The sequence below is a fragment of the Rania fehmarnensis genome, from assembly GCF_056494185.1.
In genome coordinates this window covers 7,350,108-7,367,578 of the sequence record NZ_CM151398.1, presented here as the reverse complement: position 1 = coordinate 7,367,578, position 17,471 = coordinate 7,350,108, and the positions used below count along the sequence as shown (strand labels likewise).

The following is a 17,471-nucleotide window of genomic DNA, read 5'->3' as shown; positions in this document are numbered from 1 at the left end:
CGTTTCGTAGTCCGTGCAAATTCCGAAACGCTTGACGCGTTCCGCTACTAGAGCCGTCGTTTGAGCAGTTCCAAGCGCAGCGTATCCAAGGCGGACTTGGCGACGCGATCGTTCAGAATGTCGGGGTGACCAATGATGGGGCGCGAGCGAACCTCGGTGGGCAAACCTGCGCCGCTGAGGGCCACGTCGACATCGGTTGCGGGACGGCGAGTTTGCAATTGAGAGGGCGATGCATAAGTACCAAAGGCCATGCCAATATCGCACCCAAGCAGGTGAGCCACCGCTCTGGCCAAGTCGGGCAAGGTTAAATCTACATCGGCATGGGTCAGACGTGCGATGCTCTGCTGAGCCTGCCAGAGCGAGTCGAAAGACATGACGCGCACCCGACCGGCATCCTCCCCTTCCAGTGCAGCCAACAACCAGTTGCCGGCCAGCGCGCAAGGACCAATTTCCAGCACAGCCAGGCTGGAGTTGCATTGTCGAAGCTCTCTAATGACGGCGTGTTCCAGTTCGTCGTCGCCGGTACCAAAGATCAATACACCCAAGGCCGCTTGGATCTCGGCGACTGTCGGGGCGATCAGTTCATCAAACTCTGCTTGGGAACGCGCCTCGGCAACGATGCGCAGCGAGATCGTAGCGCGACTGACGGTAATACCGACGCGTGGATGACGATCGCGACGCATCATATCGGGCAGATGTACTTCGACATCACTTTCGCCGATGCCGAAGACCTTCACGGTATGAAACATGACTTGGGAACGATCCGGGCCGAGCATTAGTTCAATGCGCCCTTTGACGGTACAGTTCCACATCTCGACCATCTCTGCTGGCACGCCGGGCAAAGCGAAGATGCGACTGGGTGTTGTACCAGCTCGCGCTACTGTCATATCGATGCCAGGGGCAGTGCCATGCGGATTGGGAATAACCGCGGTCCCGCGGGGCAGCATTGCTTGAATGCGATTGCGCTCGGGCATTGGGCGTTTGCGTTGGGCAAACATGCCTTCGATGTGCGTCAGTGATGGCTGGTCGAGTTCTAGCGGAGCATCAAAGGCGGCGGACAATGCGTCGCGCGTTAAATCATCTAACGTTGGCCCCATTCCTCCCGTGGCCACCACGATGTCCGCTCGCCCAGCGGCGCTGGCAAAGACTTCGATGTTCGCATCGAGGTCGTCGGCTACGGTGGTGTGACGAATTGTGGTAACACCCAGATCGGCCAACTGTTGGCTGAGCCAGCGACTGTTGGTATCCAGTCGCTGACCGCTGGTCATTTCATCTCCAATAGAAATTATCTCGGCCTTCACTAGTACTCACCTTATCTAATGTTCAGACGTCTGCGCAAACATTCGGCGTGGACACCGGCCACCGCGGCTCGCGCGGTCCACCCGCAGTGCGTCGCGCTGCGCACTAAACCGTCCAGGATCTCGAGGTAATCCGACATACGCTCGGCGCCCAAATCCCAACCGGCGAGCATGTAAAACCGATAACCATCGGCGTATTGCTCGCCTTGCATCGCCTGCCGAGCTTGAGTTAACCAGTACTCGCGAATCGCAGTGCGCGTTCGACTAATCGGTTCGTGCCACAACAACTGCAGATAGGGATCGTTGACCTGAGCGTCGCTGAGGTGGTCCTTCAACTTGGCCAGTTGCGCAACCGAGAACTTGCCGTAGTGTTCCGCGAACCAGTGGCTGCGCAGACGCACCGATTGATCGGTAAAGGCCGATGCATGCCGATTGTCGAAGAACTTGTGAGCTGCTGCTGTGTAATCGCCCCGACGTAGGGCAGCCCAGCCCGCAATATCGCCCGGCCAGCTCAAGTCGCGACGGTGGCTGGCGAGTAAGTTGGTCCAGTGCTCAGCTGTTTCCCAGTCCTGGTCGAACTGCGCGTCGGCCGCAGCCTCGCGAATGAGTTGCTGGGCCTGGGCAGGAATGCGAGCTGTATCGAATAGCCAACTCGTGTATTCCGGAACCCAGTTGATGCCACAGTGCACTGCCAAGCGACTATCGGCCAATCTGGCTAATTGACCTTGCAGTGCAATCTCCACCAGTTCACAGATCGCTGCCGTGCTGGCCCACGCCTGCCGAACCAACAGTTCCAGCGCTTGACGATAGTTGCCAGCGCTGAGCATGTTCCATAACTGCTCGATCTCCGTGGGGCTGCCGAGCACTTCCAAGAGCCAGGCCTTGAGCAGGTTATGATCCTGGGCTTGGATGGCTGGCATCTGTGGTCGAGTTGGATATTCGTAGGCAGCTTGCTCGACAGCGATAGCCGGAGCCCGCCAATGCTGAGCAAAGTCCCACAGAGCCGCCTCGGCCATCGACTGTCCGATCGGCAACCAATCGCCTCCGCCATGGGACCACTGAATAACCTCAGTGATTTCACCTTGCGGGCCGACACGCATACACCACCAGTCGCCGTAATCATTGCCGACCACCGGCAGGCTATCGGGCAACATAAAGCCTGGCCAGATATCCAGCGGAGCTGGCTGACAAAGATCGAGCGGATCTACCACAGCGCGAAACGGACCGGACAGTACTCCACGTTGGGAATCGACATCGAACCATTGGCGCCACTGAGGGCTTTCGCCTAGTGCGTAACGTTCGGCTAGTCGTTCCCAGGCGCTGGACGCCATAGAGTAACTTTCGCAGGGGCCATAAAAAGATATTGGGATGAGGCGGACGGCGACCGATAGTATGCAAACTAAGGGCCGGCTGTGGAACTGCCAGGCGAAGTGGATTGTGGAACTTGTGGCAGCGGGCGACCAGCTAGAATTTGTGCGATGTGCATCGTTGCCAGCGGGAGGTGACGACGCCGGATGATACCTTCCATGTGCATCAAGCAACTAGTATCGGTTGCGGTCATGACTTGACTGCCAGCGGCGATATGATCTGCCACCCGGTCGATGCCCATCAGTACCGAGACCGCTTCTTCGGCAACGGCAAACGTACCACCAAAGCCACAGCATTCATCGACACGCGTCGGTTCGACCAATTCAATACCCTCGACGTTCTGCAATAGCCGGCGGACTTTGTCATTCTGCGGTCCCATACGCTCGCTGCATGCGCCCAATCGCAACTCGCGCAAGCCGTGACAGCTCGAGTGCAAGCTCACGCGATGCGGGAATTTAACCGGTAGTTTTTCGATGCCTAAGACATCCACCAAAAACTCGCACAGCTCCCAGGTGTGCTCGCGCATCCGTTCGAACCGCGCGTCGTCATGAAACAAGCCTTCGTAGTGATTGCGCACCATCGAGATGCAACTACCCGACGGGCAAACGACATGATCAAAGTCGCCAAAGAGCTCGACAAACCGATACGCCAGTGGTCGCGTATCATCGATGCAGCCCGTGTTGGCCATAGGCTGACCACAACACGTTTGCTCCGCGGGATAGACGACTTCGATTCCCTGGCTTTCCAGGATCTCAAGTGTAGCCATGGCTACATCGGGATAGAACTGGTCGATGTAACACGGCACAAACAAGCCAACACGCATAACTTACCAATCTCGACGGATCAACGCGGTACAACTCCGGGCTCTACTAGTTCACCAAGAATGCCGCAAGGGCATCCGCGGACACCGTTGCCAGGCGGAGGGGGAGATGACGATTTCGATACGAGACGCTAGAACAAAGGAGTTGCAACTCCTTTGTTTCTAACAGGATTCACTCGTGTCCCCAATTCTACTCGACGGCAAAACAACCGCAGAGGCCATTCGCGCGGAGATTCGACAAGAAGTCGCCCAGTTACAGGCCGCCAGCGGTCACTCGCCCACTCTTGCAGCAATTTTGGTGGGCGACGATCCGGCCAGCCAGGTCTACGTGCGAAATAAGGAGCGGGCTTGCGCTTCAGTGGGCATTCACAGCCGCCTGGCTCGCTTGCCAGAGAGCACTTCAACTAAACAACTCTTGGATCTGCTGGCGGAATTGAATCATGACCCAGCCGTCAATGGCATCTTGGTGCAATTGCCACTGCCGCGGCATATCGATGCACAAGCGGTACTCGATGCGGTTTCGGCACTCAAGGACGTGGATGCCTTTGCGCCTGAAAATGTGGGTCTGCTCTCTCAAGGTCGACCGCGTTATTTGCCCTGCACGCCGCATGGCGTAGCCCAGATTTTGGCCCGCTACGATATTGAAACCAGCGGCAAGCATGTCGTGGTGGTCGGACGCAGCGATATAGTCGGCAAACCGATGGCCATGATGCTCATGCAACGCGACTATGGACTCGGACCACGCTTTGCCAATGCCTCGGTCACGGTTTGCCACAGCCAAAGCCGAGATCTGGCTGAACTGACCAGGCTGGCGGACATCTTAATCGTGGCTGTCGGTAAACCCGCGTTTATCACCGCCGAGATGGTTCGCGTGGGCACGGTTGTCATCGATGTCGGCATCAATCGCGTCGGCGACAAGTTAGTCGGAGATGTTGACTTTGAGGGCTTGCAATCAGTCGCTTCAGCCATCACCCCTGTGCCCGGAGGTATAGGCCCGCTGACCATTGCCATGCTGCTTCGCAACACCCTCACCGCCGCCCGGACCCAGCACCCGTAGCGGAACGCGTCAAGCGTTTCGTTGGGCACCACGTCTGATTCATCGAAAGCCTTGACGGCTTCCGCTACGGGGCTATTTGGGTGGGCTTAACGATAACTTGGCAGAGATGGCGCGATGATCCGAGGCGACCGCCTCTTCGATGACTCGAACGTCTTGGCTCTTCCAACGATTGGCCGGCCAGGAGAGGATAAAGTCGATCTGCCTGCTGGGCTTGTCGACGGGGATCGTCGGTAGAGTCTCTGTGTTGGCGATGCGCCACACAGTGACGGCTCGCCGCAGAACGTTGCTGTTGAACTCTGCATTCAGGTCACCCATCAGCAACGTGGGCTGATTCGTACTGTCGTGCACAAATTTGTTAATCATCTCGATGGACTCCAATCGCTCGCGCGGATCCTGGCGATGATCGAAATGCGTGGCCAGTACTCTAATGGTTTGGCCTTTGAATTCGATCATCGCATCGATCACGCCGCGTTGTTCGCCATCTTCGACATTGGGCAAAGCATGATTGATCGACTTGATGACTTTGCCACGCGTTAAAAGTGCGTTGCCGTAGCGGCCACCCTGCAATTCGATGTTACCACCAAAGATATGCGCCATGCCGGTCAAGCGCGCCAGTTCAGTGGCCTGGTCGACTTTCTCAGAACGTTCGACGTTCACATCGACTTCTTGCAAAGCCACGATCTCCGCATGGCTCTCGTTGATAACCCGGGCGATCCGCTCGAGGTTTAAACTGCCATCGACCCCTTCGGCATGATGAATGTTGTAGCTCAGCACCGTGATCTCGACGGCGTTTGGTGTCGCATTTGCGGGAGCGTCGGAACCGGGAGTTGTCTGAGGCGTTTGAGCGAGACAGAGCCAGCAGGGTGATATCAATAGGGCCAGGCCAACCAAACCCCAACTGCGAATTAGACTTGCAGGGACCATTTTACTGTATATTCCAAGGTAAGCATGACTCAGGTCCGGCCCGCCTTTGCCACTGTGACGACACAGGCTCGGATAGCCTATGCCACTTTACACCTTTAACGCTGCGTACCAACCATGAAGCATAACGGATTGTCCGCTCATTCCATAGTTGCCGCCTTGCCGCGCGTCGTGCTCGCCTGGAGCTTGGCTGTCGCGCTGGCTGGCTCACTGCAAATGGCACGCCTGAATGCCCAGGGACCGGTACCTGGTTTGGCTGGTCCGCCGCTACAGCCAGCCCTGGCCATTAGTGGCCAGCCCTTCGGCGTGTTGTCAGTTGAATTTCCAGTGCCGCCTGGACTGTCCGAGGACTCCTTACGGATTGTAGTCAGCGACCCTGAGAATCGCGTGTTTTATCCGGCCACGAGTATTCGCACGGTCGAGGTCAAGGAAGCCGCACCCCCGCCACCACCGGGCCGATTTCGGCCGGGCGGATTGATCGATCGCGTACGCACCGCCATTCGTGGCGAGAAGTCGCGTCGCGTGCCCGTAGCCATCACGGTAATGGCTCTGTTTCGTGGTGGGCAAACGCTTGAACTGTACATTGATGGTGATGTGCGGGGACGGATCAAACTCCAACCTGATCAATACGTACCCGCCACACTTGATCCGCTCTCGCCACCAGGCGCCGCCCCGATATCGCATGCCGCGTTTCTCAATCAATGGTGGCGCATATATACGCTGCAGATTGAACGAGCGCGTCGAACGGGTGACCATCCGCTGCTGGTTCAAGATTACTTAGCGAACATGCTGGCGCGTCGCTTGAACTTGCCTTGGCCAGTGGTCAGTGCTGATCCAGATGAAGCCAAGCAATCTCAATCGAAAAAGTTAGTGGAACCGCTGGGCACGCTTGCGCTTCTGTCAGGCATTGAACCGCTGCGCGATGAGATCTTGCAACAGACTTTCATGCAACCGACCAGCGATGCGGCGGCCAGCTTGCCTCTGCCACCGCCAATCACTTGGGCGCCGACGTTACTACCCCCGGTACCACCCGAAATCCAAGTTGAATCGTTAGCCTCGCTAGTTCCACCCGAGTGTTTTTACTTGCGCTTCGGCTCGTTTAGTAACTACATCTGGTTCCAAGATCTCTCGGCCCGCAGCGGTGGAGACTTGGCGCAGATTGTGTTGGTGCGTGGTTTCAACTACGAGACGTCGCGGCGCATGGAACGCATGCTCAATACGCGCATGACTGCCGTGGCCAAAATGTTTGGTGATCAGATCATTAGTGACATGGCGATTATCGGACGCGACCTGTACATGAAGGAAGGGGCCTCGCTGGGCGTGTTGTTTGCTACCAAAAACCGTAGTCTGCTGATGTCGTCGCTGGATAGCGAACGCAAACAGGCTATCGGCAAAGTCCCTGGCGCCAGCGTGCAAACGATAAAGATCGCCGGCCAAGATGTTTCACTCTTGAGCACACCCGACAATTCGGTGCGTTCGTTCTTGGTCAGCTCGGGCGACCATGTGCTGCTGACGACCAGTCGCTACCTGGTTCAGCGCTTTTTAGAAGTGGCTCAAGGTGAGCCTTCGCTGGGTTCGCTCGATAACTTTCGCTGGGCGCGTCAATGGATGCCAGAGGCGAACAACTATAGCGTGTTCGGATACTTTTCACCGGAGTTCTTTCACGGGCTGGTCGAGCCGGCCTACCAGATCGAACTGCGTCGTCGTCTGGAAGCGATAGCGCACATTGAGTTGGCTGAGGTTGCCTCGCGGGCAGCTGGGGCCGAAGGTGTGGAACCTACGATCGAAGGCATGATCGCCGCCGGACTGCTCCCCGAGTGGTTCGATCATCGCGCCGACGGGGCGCGCACGCTGAAAGCTGACGACAAGTGGATCGATTCACTGCGCGGTGCACGCGGCAGTTTCTTGCCGATCGTGGATGTGCCAGTCGAGCAGATCAGCGCGGTCGAAGCGGAACGTATCCAACGCTTGACCAGCTTCTATCAATCGAAGTGGCAACAAATGGATCCGATGTTGGTCGGTCTGCGGCGATTCAAAGGCACGGGTGATGAACTGTCGGAACGCATCAGCCTGGAGGCTTATGTCGCTCCATTTGCGAAAGACAAATACGATTGGGTGGGCGACATGTTGGCCCCTCCAGCACCTGTAGCTATTGCTACACCAGCCGACGATGTTGCGGCTGTGCAACTGTTGATGAATGGAACTGCACCGTTAACGCAACCCCGTCTACCCTATCATCTCTTTGCAGGTGTTAAAGATATGACGCCCCCCGAACCAGAAGATATGAAGGGGCTGATAAAAACATTTCGTGCATTGAAGGCCACGCCGGGCTATTTAGGCGCGTATCCTCAACCAGGTTATCTCGATCAACTGCCGCTGGGACTGGGCGGTGGACGTCCCGATGCGTTCGGTATTTCGCGTTCGCTGATTGGACTGTATCGCTGGCAACAAGGCGGCTTTAGCGTACTATCGTTCAATCGCTTAATCCTCGAGAGCGTGCGCGCGGTTGTCGCGCCCATTCAAGCGGAGGATTCGGCTCAGGTTCGACTGACCATCCGTAACCTGGAAGGTTCACGTTTAAGTGGTTGGGTCAACGCTCAATGGTACGATCGCGCCGCCCGAGCTTCGCACGGTAATGCGGCCTTACTGGACGCGATGATCCAGCAATTGAAAGTGCCTGGACCGGAAGCACTCGCGGCAGCGGAAACTGTTTTGGATGTCAAACTGAATTGCCCTATGGGTGGCCAGTTTGTTTTCAAACCGACCGCTGAAGGGGCAGCAGCTGAGAAGAACCGTGGCTGGTGGGTTAGTTCTGCCTGGTCGGCAGCAGTGCCCTCATCGACAGCGTCGCTGGGGGTGCCGGCCGGTTACACCGCGCCGTGGCTCAAGTGGTTTCGAGGTGCTCAGTTACACTTGACGCAATTCACGGATCGCCTGGCTGTAGTCGGCACCATCGATGTTCAGCGCCAGCCACTGCCGCCCGAAGCGCAGGCTGCCGGGGAGGGTTCATCCCTGCCTGCCATGAACTTTGATTTGTTCGGTTTGCCCTTGAAACTGTTCGGGGGTGGTGAGAAGCCAGCGGAAGCGCCCAAGAAAAAACAATTCTGAAGCCTGCGAGCTTCGCTGCCGCCCCACTTCCAACTCGCCGCTACCGGCACAATCCAACGCGGTCGGCGTCCATCTTCATTTTCTCTGTAACTTTGACTCTCGAAATGCGGCCAGTCAGTAGTTAGGCTGAGCGAGTTCGTACGCTTGGCTTAATCGGGGACCTGCTCCATGGTAACTCTGCGCGCTTTCATTCTGGTGATGTCGATCATTGGTCTGAGGCATGCAGCCCTGAATGCCCAGTTGGTTCAAGTCGATGTACCGCCCGCCGTTGTGCCCGAGGGTGGTACCGTCTATCCAGATACGCTGATTGCGGTTTGCGTACTGTTCTGCGTCGCAGCCAAATTATTGGCAGTCTTGTCGGCGCTGCATGCCGAGGTAGTGGGACGGAGTGCCGCTGGGCGACGATTTGCTTCGCTGCGCGGTGGCTTGGAATGGGCCTGGATTTTGATGCATGCGTTGGCCGTGCCGGCCAGTAAGGTAACTGTCGCCTTGGTGGGCTTGGAAGCCAGCGGAACTGTGCCCAGTTGGACGATTGCTCTGTGGTTTATGCCCAGCCTCGTCTTCTTAAGCGCGCTTGAGTATTGCTCGGCCGAACTGGACCAGGACATGCTCGTGACCGAAGCCAGGTTTCGTCGCAAGAATCTAACCGAAGGGATCAGTTCGGTACCGACCACCAGCCTGCAATCGATGTGGCTCCAACGCCTGCGTTTAGGCGTGATGGGACAGGTGCTGACGTGCGCGATGCCTATGTGGATGTTATTGGCTATCAACGATCTGCTGATTTGGCTTGCACCCGCACTATCGGAATGGATGCGACTGTGCATCAGTTTGTCTGGGTTGGGAGTGGTGTGTCTGACCTTAGCGCCACTGTGGATGCGCTGGTCTATTGGCGCTCGACCGCTGCCGATAGATGATCCGCACAGCATTCGATTCACGCAGTTCTGCGCTCAGTTAAATGTGGTCAAGCCGCAGTTGTTAGTCGTGGGAGCGGACGGCAGTTGGAGGGGCGCGGGGCTGGTCGGTTGGACTCCCCTTTTTCGACAGCTGTGGGTGGGACAGGCACTACTAACGAATTTAAGCGATCGGCAGTTGGACATGCTAATGCTGCATGAGCTGGCCCACTTGAAGCGCGGACATTGCTGGTGGCGAATTGTGCCGCTGTTGGCAGTGGGTGTAGGACTAGCCGGCGCGATTAACGGGACTACCGGTCATGCCTGGCAGCTTGAACAGCAATGGAGCGTCCTGGCGATCGCCGCCGGTTTGGCTTGGATGTTGGGTTGGATATCGCGGCGATGCGAACTGGATGCGGACTGCGTTGCTTGTCTGCAGGCCACTGCCCTGTGTTCATGGACCGATGGTCGACCAACTCGCGCGGCCGAAGCGCTGGCCAGCGCGCTTACTACACTCCATGACCCTAACCACTCTCCTGAAAGTCGATACTGGTTGCACCCTTCGTTAAAGACGCGCTTGCATTGCTTGACAGGCTCCTCGTAGGGCATTTGTCCTGCCGGCGGTGAACGTGGGCTGAGCACAATGGAGAGTTAGCATAGATAGCTCTTGGGTAATTTTGGCCAATGTCAAGCTAATCGACAGTATCAATCTTGTGAACTTTGTGAACAACGGCTTAAAGTTGGAATAAGCCTTGCACTTCGCTCGGTGCCTCTGATTCTTGAGCTAGCCTTGAGTTTGTTTCCAAAGTTTTAGGTGGTAGGCGTTCGATAATGCAAGCGTGACGTTCCAACGCACATACTCTGCGCCAATTTCCCACCCTGATCTTCACCATCATCGCTAAAGGTGCCTTGTGCCCGTTGCGCAAATTTCGTCCACTGAACTGCAAACTCGTATCGACCACGTTCTCAAACGTAGCCCACACTTCTTAGGCAAAGATGTTATGGGCACCAATGAGGAAGGCGTGGTTGTGCTGCAAGGCCGAGTGCAAACCTTCTATCACAAGCAGGTAGCTCAAGAATTGCTGAGAAAGCTCGACGGCGTCGAGCGAATCGTGAACTTGCTTGAGGTTCACTGGGGCCAGGATTCGTAGTTTATGGCCCATCTCTAGTAGCCGATCTCGCCAGAGATTGGATGAGTCTAACTTGATTCGTCCAAAGTCTGGCGACTTCGGCTACGGAAGTGATCTCGTAGCCGATCTCGCCAGAGATTGGATGAGTGGTCTTATCGATTCGTGGCTGCATTTTGGACTGGCTTGTTGGCTGCGTTGGCTGCGCCACCTCCGGTGGCTTCTTTGGTTCTCGCTAGCAGCATCGATCCGTAGCTCCAACCGTTATCCAACGAGCGAACGTAAGCACCGCTTGGTTCCAAGTACTTGCTGATCTTTTCGAAAGCAGGCAACTTGGTCCCATCAACGATCGGTTTCTTGGGCTCTTGTGGCATCTCGGATTTGCTATCGACGAGATTCTCGAGGATCATTGCATACATGCCTTTAGAAACTTGCAGTTTTCCAGCTTTGAACAGTTCGTATTGGGCGCGGTAGGCCAGAGCGCTGCGGTTGATGCGCCAGAGGCACATGCCACCATCTTCGACTTGGCTCTGGAAAGCATCGACGACGCGACGGAAGTCTTCTTGCTCGGCAAGTTTCGAAGGCTTACCCGACTTGGCCAACTGGATGGCTTCATCGATCAATTCTTCGTGCGAGGCGAACAGCAAATATTCACCAAAGACAGTGATGGCCCAGTTACTCAATAGCGGTTCATCTTTGCCGTCGCTGCCATTGGCGCCGGCATTTTCTACTTTCAAATCTTCGAAGCTGTCGCCGAAGTCCATTTCCTCTTCGGGCTCATGTTGAACTTTCCAAATCTTTTGTCCATTGCTCTCGGTCATTTTGGCGTCGGGCTCGCGCTCCATGGCACGATCCAAGATTTGGCTCATCTTCTTGGCGTCGGTCAGTCGTAGAGCGATCAGGTTGCGTTTGGAGTCCACATCGATCGGCAGCTTGGCGTCGCTAATGGCATAGATTTCGTTGGTCAGCAGGGGCATGACTTCTTTGCGGATATCAATCTGCGGTCCCGTGGGGTCCACGCGAATCCCATCGATGATCTCTTTGAAGACATCTTTCTGTCCGGCCATTGCATCGACCAGGCCTTCGGCTTTCCAGAACGCCTCTTTCGCATTCCAGCAGACCGCCACTACCGACGAGACCTTATCGGAAACCCAGCCAGGTAGTTCGCTGCGTACATCGTTGGGGAAGTCCAGGATTTGCACCGAGTTGGGCCGATCCTTTAGTTTGCCATCAGCTAGGATAAAGCCACGATGGATCATGTCGAATTGATCGGACCCGAGTTTTACTTCGCCCACTACGGCTTTCAGGGCACCAAAACCTTGCTCTTGCAACACTGCCAGCACATCAGCTTTGTTGCCGCTGCGCTTTCCACTGATAGCTCGCAATACTCTTGCAAATCCTAGTGGACGAGCGAAGTACTCCAGTTGACCTTCGCCCAGGTCGGCTAGTTGCTTGCGAGCTTCTACGAAGACTGGTTCGCTGCTGAGTTTTTCATCGGCTGCTTTACCTTGCGAAGCATCGATGAGATCTTGAAGCGTCACCAGGTCATCGCTGGCCAGCAACTGTTCGTTGATGACCGCATAGAAAGTCTCCTGTGGTAGAATCTCACCTCCGGCCGGACGCAAGGTGTGCTGGACGATCTCAATACCAGCATGCGATAGTTGGTTCCGCTGCGATTCGCGTTTTTTTAGCTGATCATCCAGCTTCTTCAGAAAGTTCTTGGTTTGATCTTCTTTGCCGATCACATCGGCAATCAATACCAAAGCGTATGGCTTGCGCACAACTTCCTTGCGTTCGATCCAGGCCAAGGCGACTTGACCGGCCACAACATCCGAAAGATCGCGCGGCTGAATATGCAATTTCCAACCGGCGCTGGTCAGCTTTTCTTCGATCTGACCCTGTTGATCCTGCCAAAAATCTTTGATCGAGGGATCATCGGCCAACTTGGAAAGCTGAGTGCGATTCCAGCCTTCGGTTAAGATCTCCGAATCGGCCATCCACACGACCGCTTGAGTCGATTGCGGCAATAGCTCATAAGCGGGCTTAGGGGCCGCAGCCTGTAGCGTACTGACGCACGCTAGGATAGCAACATATGTGAAAAGAGTGCGGACCACCTAAAATCTCCTTGTTAAAATCGCGTCCCTGCGAACCAGATTCTGGCCCGGAAAAGTTGCATCATCTTACCGCACAGCCGACAACCGCGAAAAGCCAGTTTCACTTGATTATCAGCCCAGTTTCACTAAATTTATTCCACTTTTGGGTGGTTTTGTGAGCGTTGCCGCAAGGCTTCGTAGCACAAAACTGCCGCACTGACCGATAGATTTAGACTATCGGCAGCGGGTGCCATCGGAATTTGAATGGCAGGCCAAGTGGCTCGATTCCACTCTGGTCCCAGTCCCCAAGCCTCGGAACCCAAGGCTACGGCCAACGGACCTGAGAGGTCAGCTAGCCACATAGTTTCGCTGGCATCCACGCAGGCTCGCACCAGTCGAATAGCTTGCCGTTCCAACCAATCGCTCAGCTCAGTCAAGCTAGCCACGGCAACGGGCACAGAAAATATCGTTCCGAGACTAGCCCGAATTGCATTGGGATTGAAAACTTCGCATTGCGGATCGATCAAGATCAATCCACTGGCCCCAGCAGTGGCCACGGTTCGCACGACCGCGCCGATGTTCCCTGGCTTCTCCGCGCGGTCCAAGATCAAAAACAGTGGATTGGATTGCGGCTGATAAGCCACCGTCAGTCGTTGCAGACTCAACTCTGGCGGGCGAGCGACGGCCACAGCATCGACGCGGTCGCCATAGCCCAGTTTTTCAAAGACCTTGTCGCTGACCGGCTGGACGAGTTCCTCTGGCCAAGTCGAAAGAGCTTCCACATGAGAAAAGATCTTCTCCAGGTGGATGCCGGCGCGCTGGGCCACGCCGATTTCCCGCGACCCATCGATCAAAATCAGTCCTGCCTTGCGACGCGCACGGCTGTCTCGCAGACGTATGGCCCATTTAATTTGCGGATTCTGCAAGCTTTCGATGATCGGTTTCATAGTCCAGCGTAGTGTGCCACAGGCTGGCTGGGCGTGTCTAGTAGTGCGGCTGGTGACTCTAACGCCTAAGCGCGTTTTGCTCAATTTTTGCTGTGGGTTGAATCGACACTGAATGCTGTACAGGAGAGCACTCTCCCAATCGATGATCACTTATTTGATCGAAGCCAAGCTATGAATGAACTGCCGATCAGTCCCTACTTGGAACAAGAAGTGTTGAGCGCTTCGCCTGCCAAGCTGCGATGGCTGCTGATCAATAAAGCGGTGCAACTAACCCGAGTGACCCAGCAACTGTGGCAGGAAAAGAGCTCGGATTCCGCCCAGTGGTCGATTTGGCTGCGCGACGTTCTGACTGAATTGCTAGCAGGCGTGCACGGCACCGATGAACTGGCTAAACGAGTCACCGACCTGTACATCTTCATGATCAAACTGCTGACCGAAGCGGAACGCGATCGCAATGCCGAGCAATTGAGCCAGCTCCTGTCGCTGCTGGAAATCGAATCCGATACCTGGATGATGGTTCAGCAGAAAATGACAGGCGGCCACTCCCTGTCTCCAGCCGCTGGAAACATTGCTCCGACTTTCGAGCTGGCCTCGGGCTCTGACGGTGCATTTTCCATCGATGCATAGTTGGAAATCGGTCCTGTTCCCGATGTCGAAGCCAACAGTCATGTTTTGGGGAGCGGACTAGACCGCATATTTCACGCAAAGGCGCGAAGATGCCTGCGTCAAATTCTTTGCGCCTTGGCGCCTTTGCGTGAGACAGTCTTCCCTCAAGCCGTGTTGCCTCTCGCTGATGAAACACCGGGAATCAAGCATTGGACTGCAGCCGCGTTGATTGCCGCCTTCTCAGAGATGTTTCTAGCATGAGCTATCGGCGCGAGCGCACATGCAAATTGCAAGTTCCGCTCTCGCAGTTCTTGCCGGCAATGCGATAGCGGCGATTGGCAATCCAGCGATACAGGCTGCGCCACAACGGCTTGGAAAATGGGAAATGCATGATCGGTGCCAGGAGCCATAACGTGGGCATCTTGAGGCTCAAGTAGCCAACCGCATCGGCTCCACCCAATTGCTGACCCTCAGGCGTTATCAGCCACATCTGCTCCATCAGTTGATCGGGCGTCAGCTGTGGATATCGCTCCGCGACGCGCGGGTCATGCAAGCTGATAAAGGCAAGCTTGCCAGTCCAATCGAGTCTATAGAGGTTGCCGACCTGACCCCGGCAAAAGTTGCACTGGCCATCCCAAATAACGACGTTCCTGCCCGGAAACTGGTCGGGATCGGGCAGGCTGTTGGCGTTCGTTTTGTCGGCTTTTTTGAGCACATTGGCTTCCGTTAGGGGACGCCGGCCGTGGCTTTAGGTTTGTACAAGTACGGGTTCAGCGTAGCATCATTATACATCTTCATCTGGCGATACGTCTTATGTCGTTTTTCGCCTGCGAAGATATCAGTCAGCAATTCACGCAATCCTTGCGACAGATCGCGTTGCTGTTCGCGGCACATCTGAATGCGGGCACCGACTTTATCCAGGTGGGCAACGTCGACATCCGAACGTTCGATCTGCTCTTCGTAATGAAACAAGCGCAGGGCCATGATGCTCAAGCGATCGATGGAGCTCCCAGGCGTTTCCGTGTTCTGTCTAGCGCCGGGTTTTAAGACCACTTGCGATTGGCGGACCATTTCCGTGAACGCATCGTCCAGTTTTTCGATGGCATCGTTGCGTTGTTGGTTGAAGCGGTCGATGCGCCGCTTGACTTGCGCGATTTCGGCATCGCTGACTTCGGGGCTGCGCGCGATATCTTCTTGGTGCCACAGTTCGAAATTGAAAATGTGTTGTTGGCAGACCAGTCCCAGAAAGCCTTCGTAACCATTGACGATAGGCTGCTGATGCCATTCCACGACAGTCACAGCGTGCAGTTTCATGATTTCATCAACGTCGACCATCGCGGTTTCCTCCTAAAAAGTCGTCTGGCTCCTGGGCACTACTCTGGTGGTTGTTCCACCCAAGTGCGATCAATCCATATCTATCCTAAATCTTCCCGCACGCACAATACAAGTGGAAAATGCTAAGACGCGCAGGTTGCATTGACCTTGAGGGCTGGCGCAAAAAGGGCAAGTGAATTTGCCAAATTTGCGGTTGTTGACGGTCGATACAAGGGAAGGCTTATCTCTTCGTGGAAAAGGATTTCCGCCATGCGTATCCGCAATTTCGTTCAGGTCGCCGTGTTTGGCCTCAGCGTGTTCTCTTGGCAATCGGTTTCAAATGCTCAGCGGCCTGTCGTTCCGGGCTCGGGCGTCGAGCTGACTCAAGTTGGTGACGACTTCGAAGACCCCAAATGGGGCTATATCTATAACAACCCGAAGAGCACCGAAGACATTAACGAAGCTCAGAACAATCCGCTGGGCAAATCGACCAACGGTCGTTGGTATGAAGGTATCAAACGCGGACAACCTGACGTGGTCAAGCGCGTGCCTACACCCGATGGCGGGCTGCCAGGCAGCCAAGGTGCCATGTTGATGCAATCGCTGTTCACGGGGATTCCCAACAAACCCAGCCGTCAGATGCATCAAGAAGACTTCATCGCCAATGTGCAGTATCGCATCGGCGGTCCGATCGCCGTTTCCAAAACTCCTAGCGTAACCACGCGAGTGTTTCTGCCACCGATCGCCGAATGGGAGCGACGTTCTGGTCCCCAATTTGCGTTTCGCGCCGCAGTGGAAACGACCAAGATGAGCGACAAGCAAGTTTTCCTGTTCTCCTCCAAACAAGAAGAGAATGAAGTCTACTGGCCCGGTCTGTTTATCGTGCTCGATAGCAAACATCAAACGGGTAAGCCGGACGATTACGCCTACTTTCGCGTGCGAGCCAACCGCGGCGGAGGCGACTTCAAGGGGCCCCAAATCACGCAGACTGGTTGGTGGACGCTCGGACTGTCTTTTACTCCCGATGGCATGGTGCACTACTATGCTCGGCCCGGCGTGGAAGAACTAACGGAGAGCGATTACATCACTTCGCAGTATCCCTACGGATATCGCTGTGAACGCTTCCGCACGTTCTTCTATAATGTGGTCAACGGGGATGATGGTCGAACCTGGTCGACCGCTTGGATCGTGGACGACCCCAAAGTCTACATTGGTGAATCACCTCGCACTGCCCGCGTCCAAGGCGGCTCGCCAGTTCGCGTCCGCTAAGCCAAACCTGAAGCCTGAAGCCTGAAGCCTGAAGCCTAGTATTGATGATCATTGAAGGTTTGATCACCTGTGCTCAAGAAAACCCGGCGGTCGGTCGACCGCATGTGGCGGCGCTGGGGCCGGTGGTCAATCCCGAACTGACCGAGTGGACGTTGCGTCCGTTTCAATCGTCGCGCATTTTCAGCTTGCTGCAAGCGCATCGCACCTGCGTATTCCATGTCATCGACGACCCTTTGCCTGTGATTCAACTGGTGCTCGGCCAGCCCACCGATCTTGCCTTTGAGCAGTTGGATGACGAGTGCTGGATCATTCGCCAGGCTTGCGGCTGGTATCAGTTGCACATCGATGCCTGGAGTACCGAGCAGGCGCGCAGCGAGGCACGCGCTCGGCCGATCGCGCAAGCCGTGCTGCGACCATTTTGGGGTTGGAATCGAGCCAAACACGCTTTGCTGGAAGCGGCCATTCTGATTTCTCGCGCCTCGATCTTGCCGGCCGAGGAAATTCGCCAGCAGCTCTTGGCCCTGAAGTCACCGATCGAAAAGACGGCCGGCCCGCGCGAGCTGGAGGCCTGGCGGCTGGTCCAAGACTGGCTGAGTGTCAGCCACCGCTAAGCTGGTGTATCATGAAGGCCCTTCCCGTTTGTAGGCCTTCAC

Annotated in this window: 15 protein-coding genes; 7 read left to right on the top strand and 8 right to left on the bottom strand. The window is 55.8% G+C overall.

What is annotated here, in order from left to right:
- Window positions 1-47: 47 nt before the first annotated feature.
- The 3 genes from SH573x_RS25065 to SH573x_RS25055 all read right to left on the bottom strand — a co-directional run bounded on the left by SH573x_RS25065 (window position 48) and on the right by SH573x_RS25055 (window position 3,489).
- Window positions 48-1,301 (bottom strand): competence/damage-inducible protein A, encoded by a 1,254-nt coding sequence (locus tag SH573x_RS25065; RefSeq protein ID WP_479350786.1) that lies wholly within the window; start codon window positions 1,299-1,301, stop codon window positions 48-50.
- An 11-nt stretch (window positions 1,302-1,312) separates the two neighbouring features.
- Window positions 1,313-2,629, bottom strand: a complete 1,317-nt coding sequence (locus tag SH573x_RS25060) for an SMI1/KNR4 family protein (protein ID WP_479350784.1) — start codon at window positions 2,627-2,629, stop codon at window positions 1,313-1,315.
- Window positions 2,630-2,697: 68 nt separating this feature from the next.
- Window positions 2,698-3,489 carry a (Fe-S)-binding protein gene (locus tag SH573x_RS25055; RefSeq protein WP_479350783.1) on the bottom strand — a complete coding sequence of 264 codons (792 nt, stop codon included), beginning with the start codon at window positions 3,487-3,489 and terminating at the stop codon, window positions 2,698-2,700.
- Window positions 3,490-3,664: 175 nt separating this feature from the next.
- On the opposite strand from SH573x_RS25055, the gene folD reads away from it, so the two are divergent.
- Window positions 3,665-4,543 carry a bifunctional methylenetetrahydrofolate dehydrogenase/methenyltetrahydrofolate cyclohydrolase FolD gene (gene folD, locus SH573x_RS25050; protein WP_479350781.1) on the top strand — a complete coding sequence of 293 codons (879 nt, stop codon included), beginning with the start codon at window positions 3,665-3,667 and terminating at the stop codon, window positions 4,541-4,543.
- A 72-nt stretch (window positions 4,544-4,615) separates the two neighbouring features.
- Here folD and SH573x_RS25045 read toward each other — a convergent pair whose 3' ends face one another.
- Window positions 4,616-5,467 (bottom strand): endonuclease/exonuclease/phosphatase family protein, encoded by an 852-nt coding sequence (locus SH573x_RS25045; protein ID WP_479350780.1) that lies wholly within the window; start codon window positions 5,465-5,467, stop codon window positions 4,616-4,618.
- Window positions 5,468-5,581: 114 nt separating this feature from the next.
- On the opposite strand from SH573x_RS25045, the gene SH573x_RS25040 reads away from it, so the two are divergent.
- The 3 genes from SH573x_RS25040 to SH573x_RS25030 all read left to right on the top strand — a co-directional run bounded on the left by SH573x_RS25040 (window position 5,582) and on the right by SH573x_RS25030 (window position 10,613).
- Window positions 5,582-8,572, top strand: a complete 2,991-nt coding sequence (locus tag SH573x_RS25040) for a hypothetical protein (RefSeq protein WP_479350779.1) — start codon at window positions 5,582-5,584, stop codon at window positions 8,570-8,572.
- 168 nt (window positions 8,573-8,740) lie between these two features.
- Window positions 8,741-10,066 carry a M48 family metalloprotease gene (locus SH573x_RS25035; protein WP_479350777.1) on the top strand — a complete coding sequence of 442 codons (1,326 nt, stop codon included), beginning with the start codon at window positions 8,741-8,743 and terminating at the stop codon, window positions 10,064-10,066.
- Window positions 10,067-10,373: 307 nt separating this feature from the next.
- On the top strand, window positions 10,374-10,613 hold the full coding sequence (locus SH573x_RS25030; RefSeq protein WP_479350775.1) for a BON domain-containing protein: 240 nt from the start codon (window positions 10,374-10,376) through the stop codon (window positions 10,611-10,613).
- 131 nt (window positions 10,614-10,744) lie between these two features.
- Here SH573x_RS25030 and SH573x_RS25025 read toward each other — a convergent pair whose 3' ends face one another.
- Window positions 10,745-12,703: a hypothetical protein gene (locus SH573x_RS25025; RefSeq protein WP_479350773.1), complete on the bottom strand. Its 1,959-nt coding sequence runs from the start codon at window positions 12,701-12,703 to the stop codon at window positions 10,745-10,747.
- 131 nt (window positions 12,704-12,834) lie between these two features.
- Complete coding sequence (locus SH573x_RS25020) at window positions 12,835-13,629, bottom strand: TrmH family RNA methyltransferase (protein WP_479350771.1); 795 nt, start codon at window positions 13,627-13,629, stop codon at window positions 12,835-12,837.
- Between the two features lie 171 nt (window positions 13,630-13,800).
- Here SH573x_RS25020 and SH573x_RS25015 point away from each other — a divergent pair, with 171 nt between their 5' ends.
- Window positions 13,801-14,256: a flagellar protein FliS gene (locus tag SH573x_RS25015; RefSeq protein WP_479350769.1), complete on the top strand. Its 456-nt coding sequence runs from the start codon at window positions 13,801-13,803 to the stop codon at window positions 14,254-14,256.
- Between the two features lie 241 nt (window positions 14,257-14,497).
- Here the strand turns inward: SH573x_RS25015 and SH573x_RS25010 are convergent, their stop codons facing one another.
- Entirely contained in the window at window positions 14,498-14,950 is a 453-nt protein-coding gene (locus SH573x_RS25010) for a thiol-disulfide oxidoreductase DCC family protein (protein WP_479350768.1), read from the bottom strand.
- 11 nt (window positions 14,951-14,961) lie between these two features.
- Window positions 14,962-15,570: a DUF4254 domain-containing protein gene (locus tag SH573x_RS25005; protein WP_479350767.1), complete on the bottom strand. Its 609-nt coding sequence runs from the start codon at window positions 15,568-15,570 to the stop codon at window positions 14,962-14,964.
- A gap of 249 nt (window positions 15,571-15,819) precedes the next feature.
- Between SH573x_RS25005 and SH573x_RS25000 the strand changes: the two genes are divergently transcribed.
- Both SH573x_RS25000 and SH573x_RS24995 read left to right on the top strand, forming a co-directional pair.
- Window positions 15,820-16,818: a hypothetical protein gene (locus SH573x_RS25000; protein WP_479350765.1), complete on the top strand. Its 999-nt coding sequence runs from the start codon at window positions 15,820-15,822 to the stop codon at window positions 16,816-16,818.
- Window positions 16,819-16,862: 44 nt separating this feature from the next.
- A complete protein-coding gene (locus SH573x_RS24995) occupies window positions 16,863-17,429 on the top strand; it encodes a DUF447 domain-containing protein (protein ID WP_479350764.1) in 567 nt (188 codons plus the stop codon).
- The last annotated feature ends 42 nt before the right edge of the window (window positions 17,430-17,471 follow it).

Coding starts and splice junctions, on each gene's coding strand:
- SH573x_RS25060 (WP_479350784.1), bottom strand. CDS start 2,629: ATGGCGTCCAGCGCCTGGGAACGACTAGCCGAACGTTACGCACTAGGC.
- SH573x_RS25055 (WP_479350783.1), bottom strand. CDS start 3,489: ATGCGTGTTGGCTTGTTTGTGCCGTGTTACATCGACCAGTTCTATCCC.
- SH573x_RS25045 (WP_479350780.1), bottom strand. CDS start 5,467: ATGGTCCCTGCAAGTCTAATTCGCAGTTGGGGTTTGGTTGGCCTGGCC.
- SH573x_RS25040 (WP_479350779.1), top strand. CDS start 5,582: ATGAAGCATAACGGATTGTCCGCTCATTCCATAGTTGCCGCCTTGCCG.
- SH573x_RS25035 (WP_479350777.1), top strand. CDS start 8,741: ATGGTAACTCTGCGCGCTTTCATTCTGGTGATGTCGATCATTGGTCTG.
- SH573x_RS25020 (WP_479350771.1), bottom strand. CDS start 13,629: ATGAAACCGATCATCGAAAGCTTGCAGAATCCGCAAATTAAATGGGCC.
- SH573x_RS25015 (WP_479350769.1), top strand. CDS start 13,801: ATGAATGAACTGCCGATCAGTCCCTACTTGGAACAAGAAGTGTTGAGC.
- SH573x_RS25005 (WP_479350767.1), bottom strand. CDS start 15,570: ATGGTCGACGTTGATGAAATCATGAAACTGCACGCTGTGACTGTCGTG.
- SH573x_RS25000 (WP_479350765.1), top strand. CDS start 15,820: ATGCGTATCCGCAATTTCGTTCAGGTCGCCGTGTTTGGCCTCAGCGTG.
- SH573x_RS24995 (WP_479350764.1), top strand. CDS start 16,863: ATGATCATTGAAGGTTTGATCACCTGTGCTCAAGAAAACCCGGCGGTC.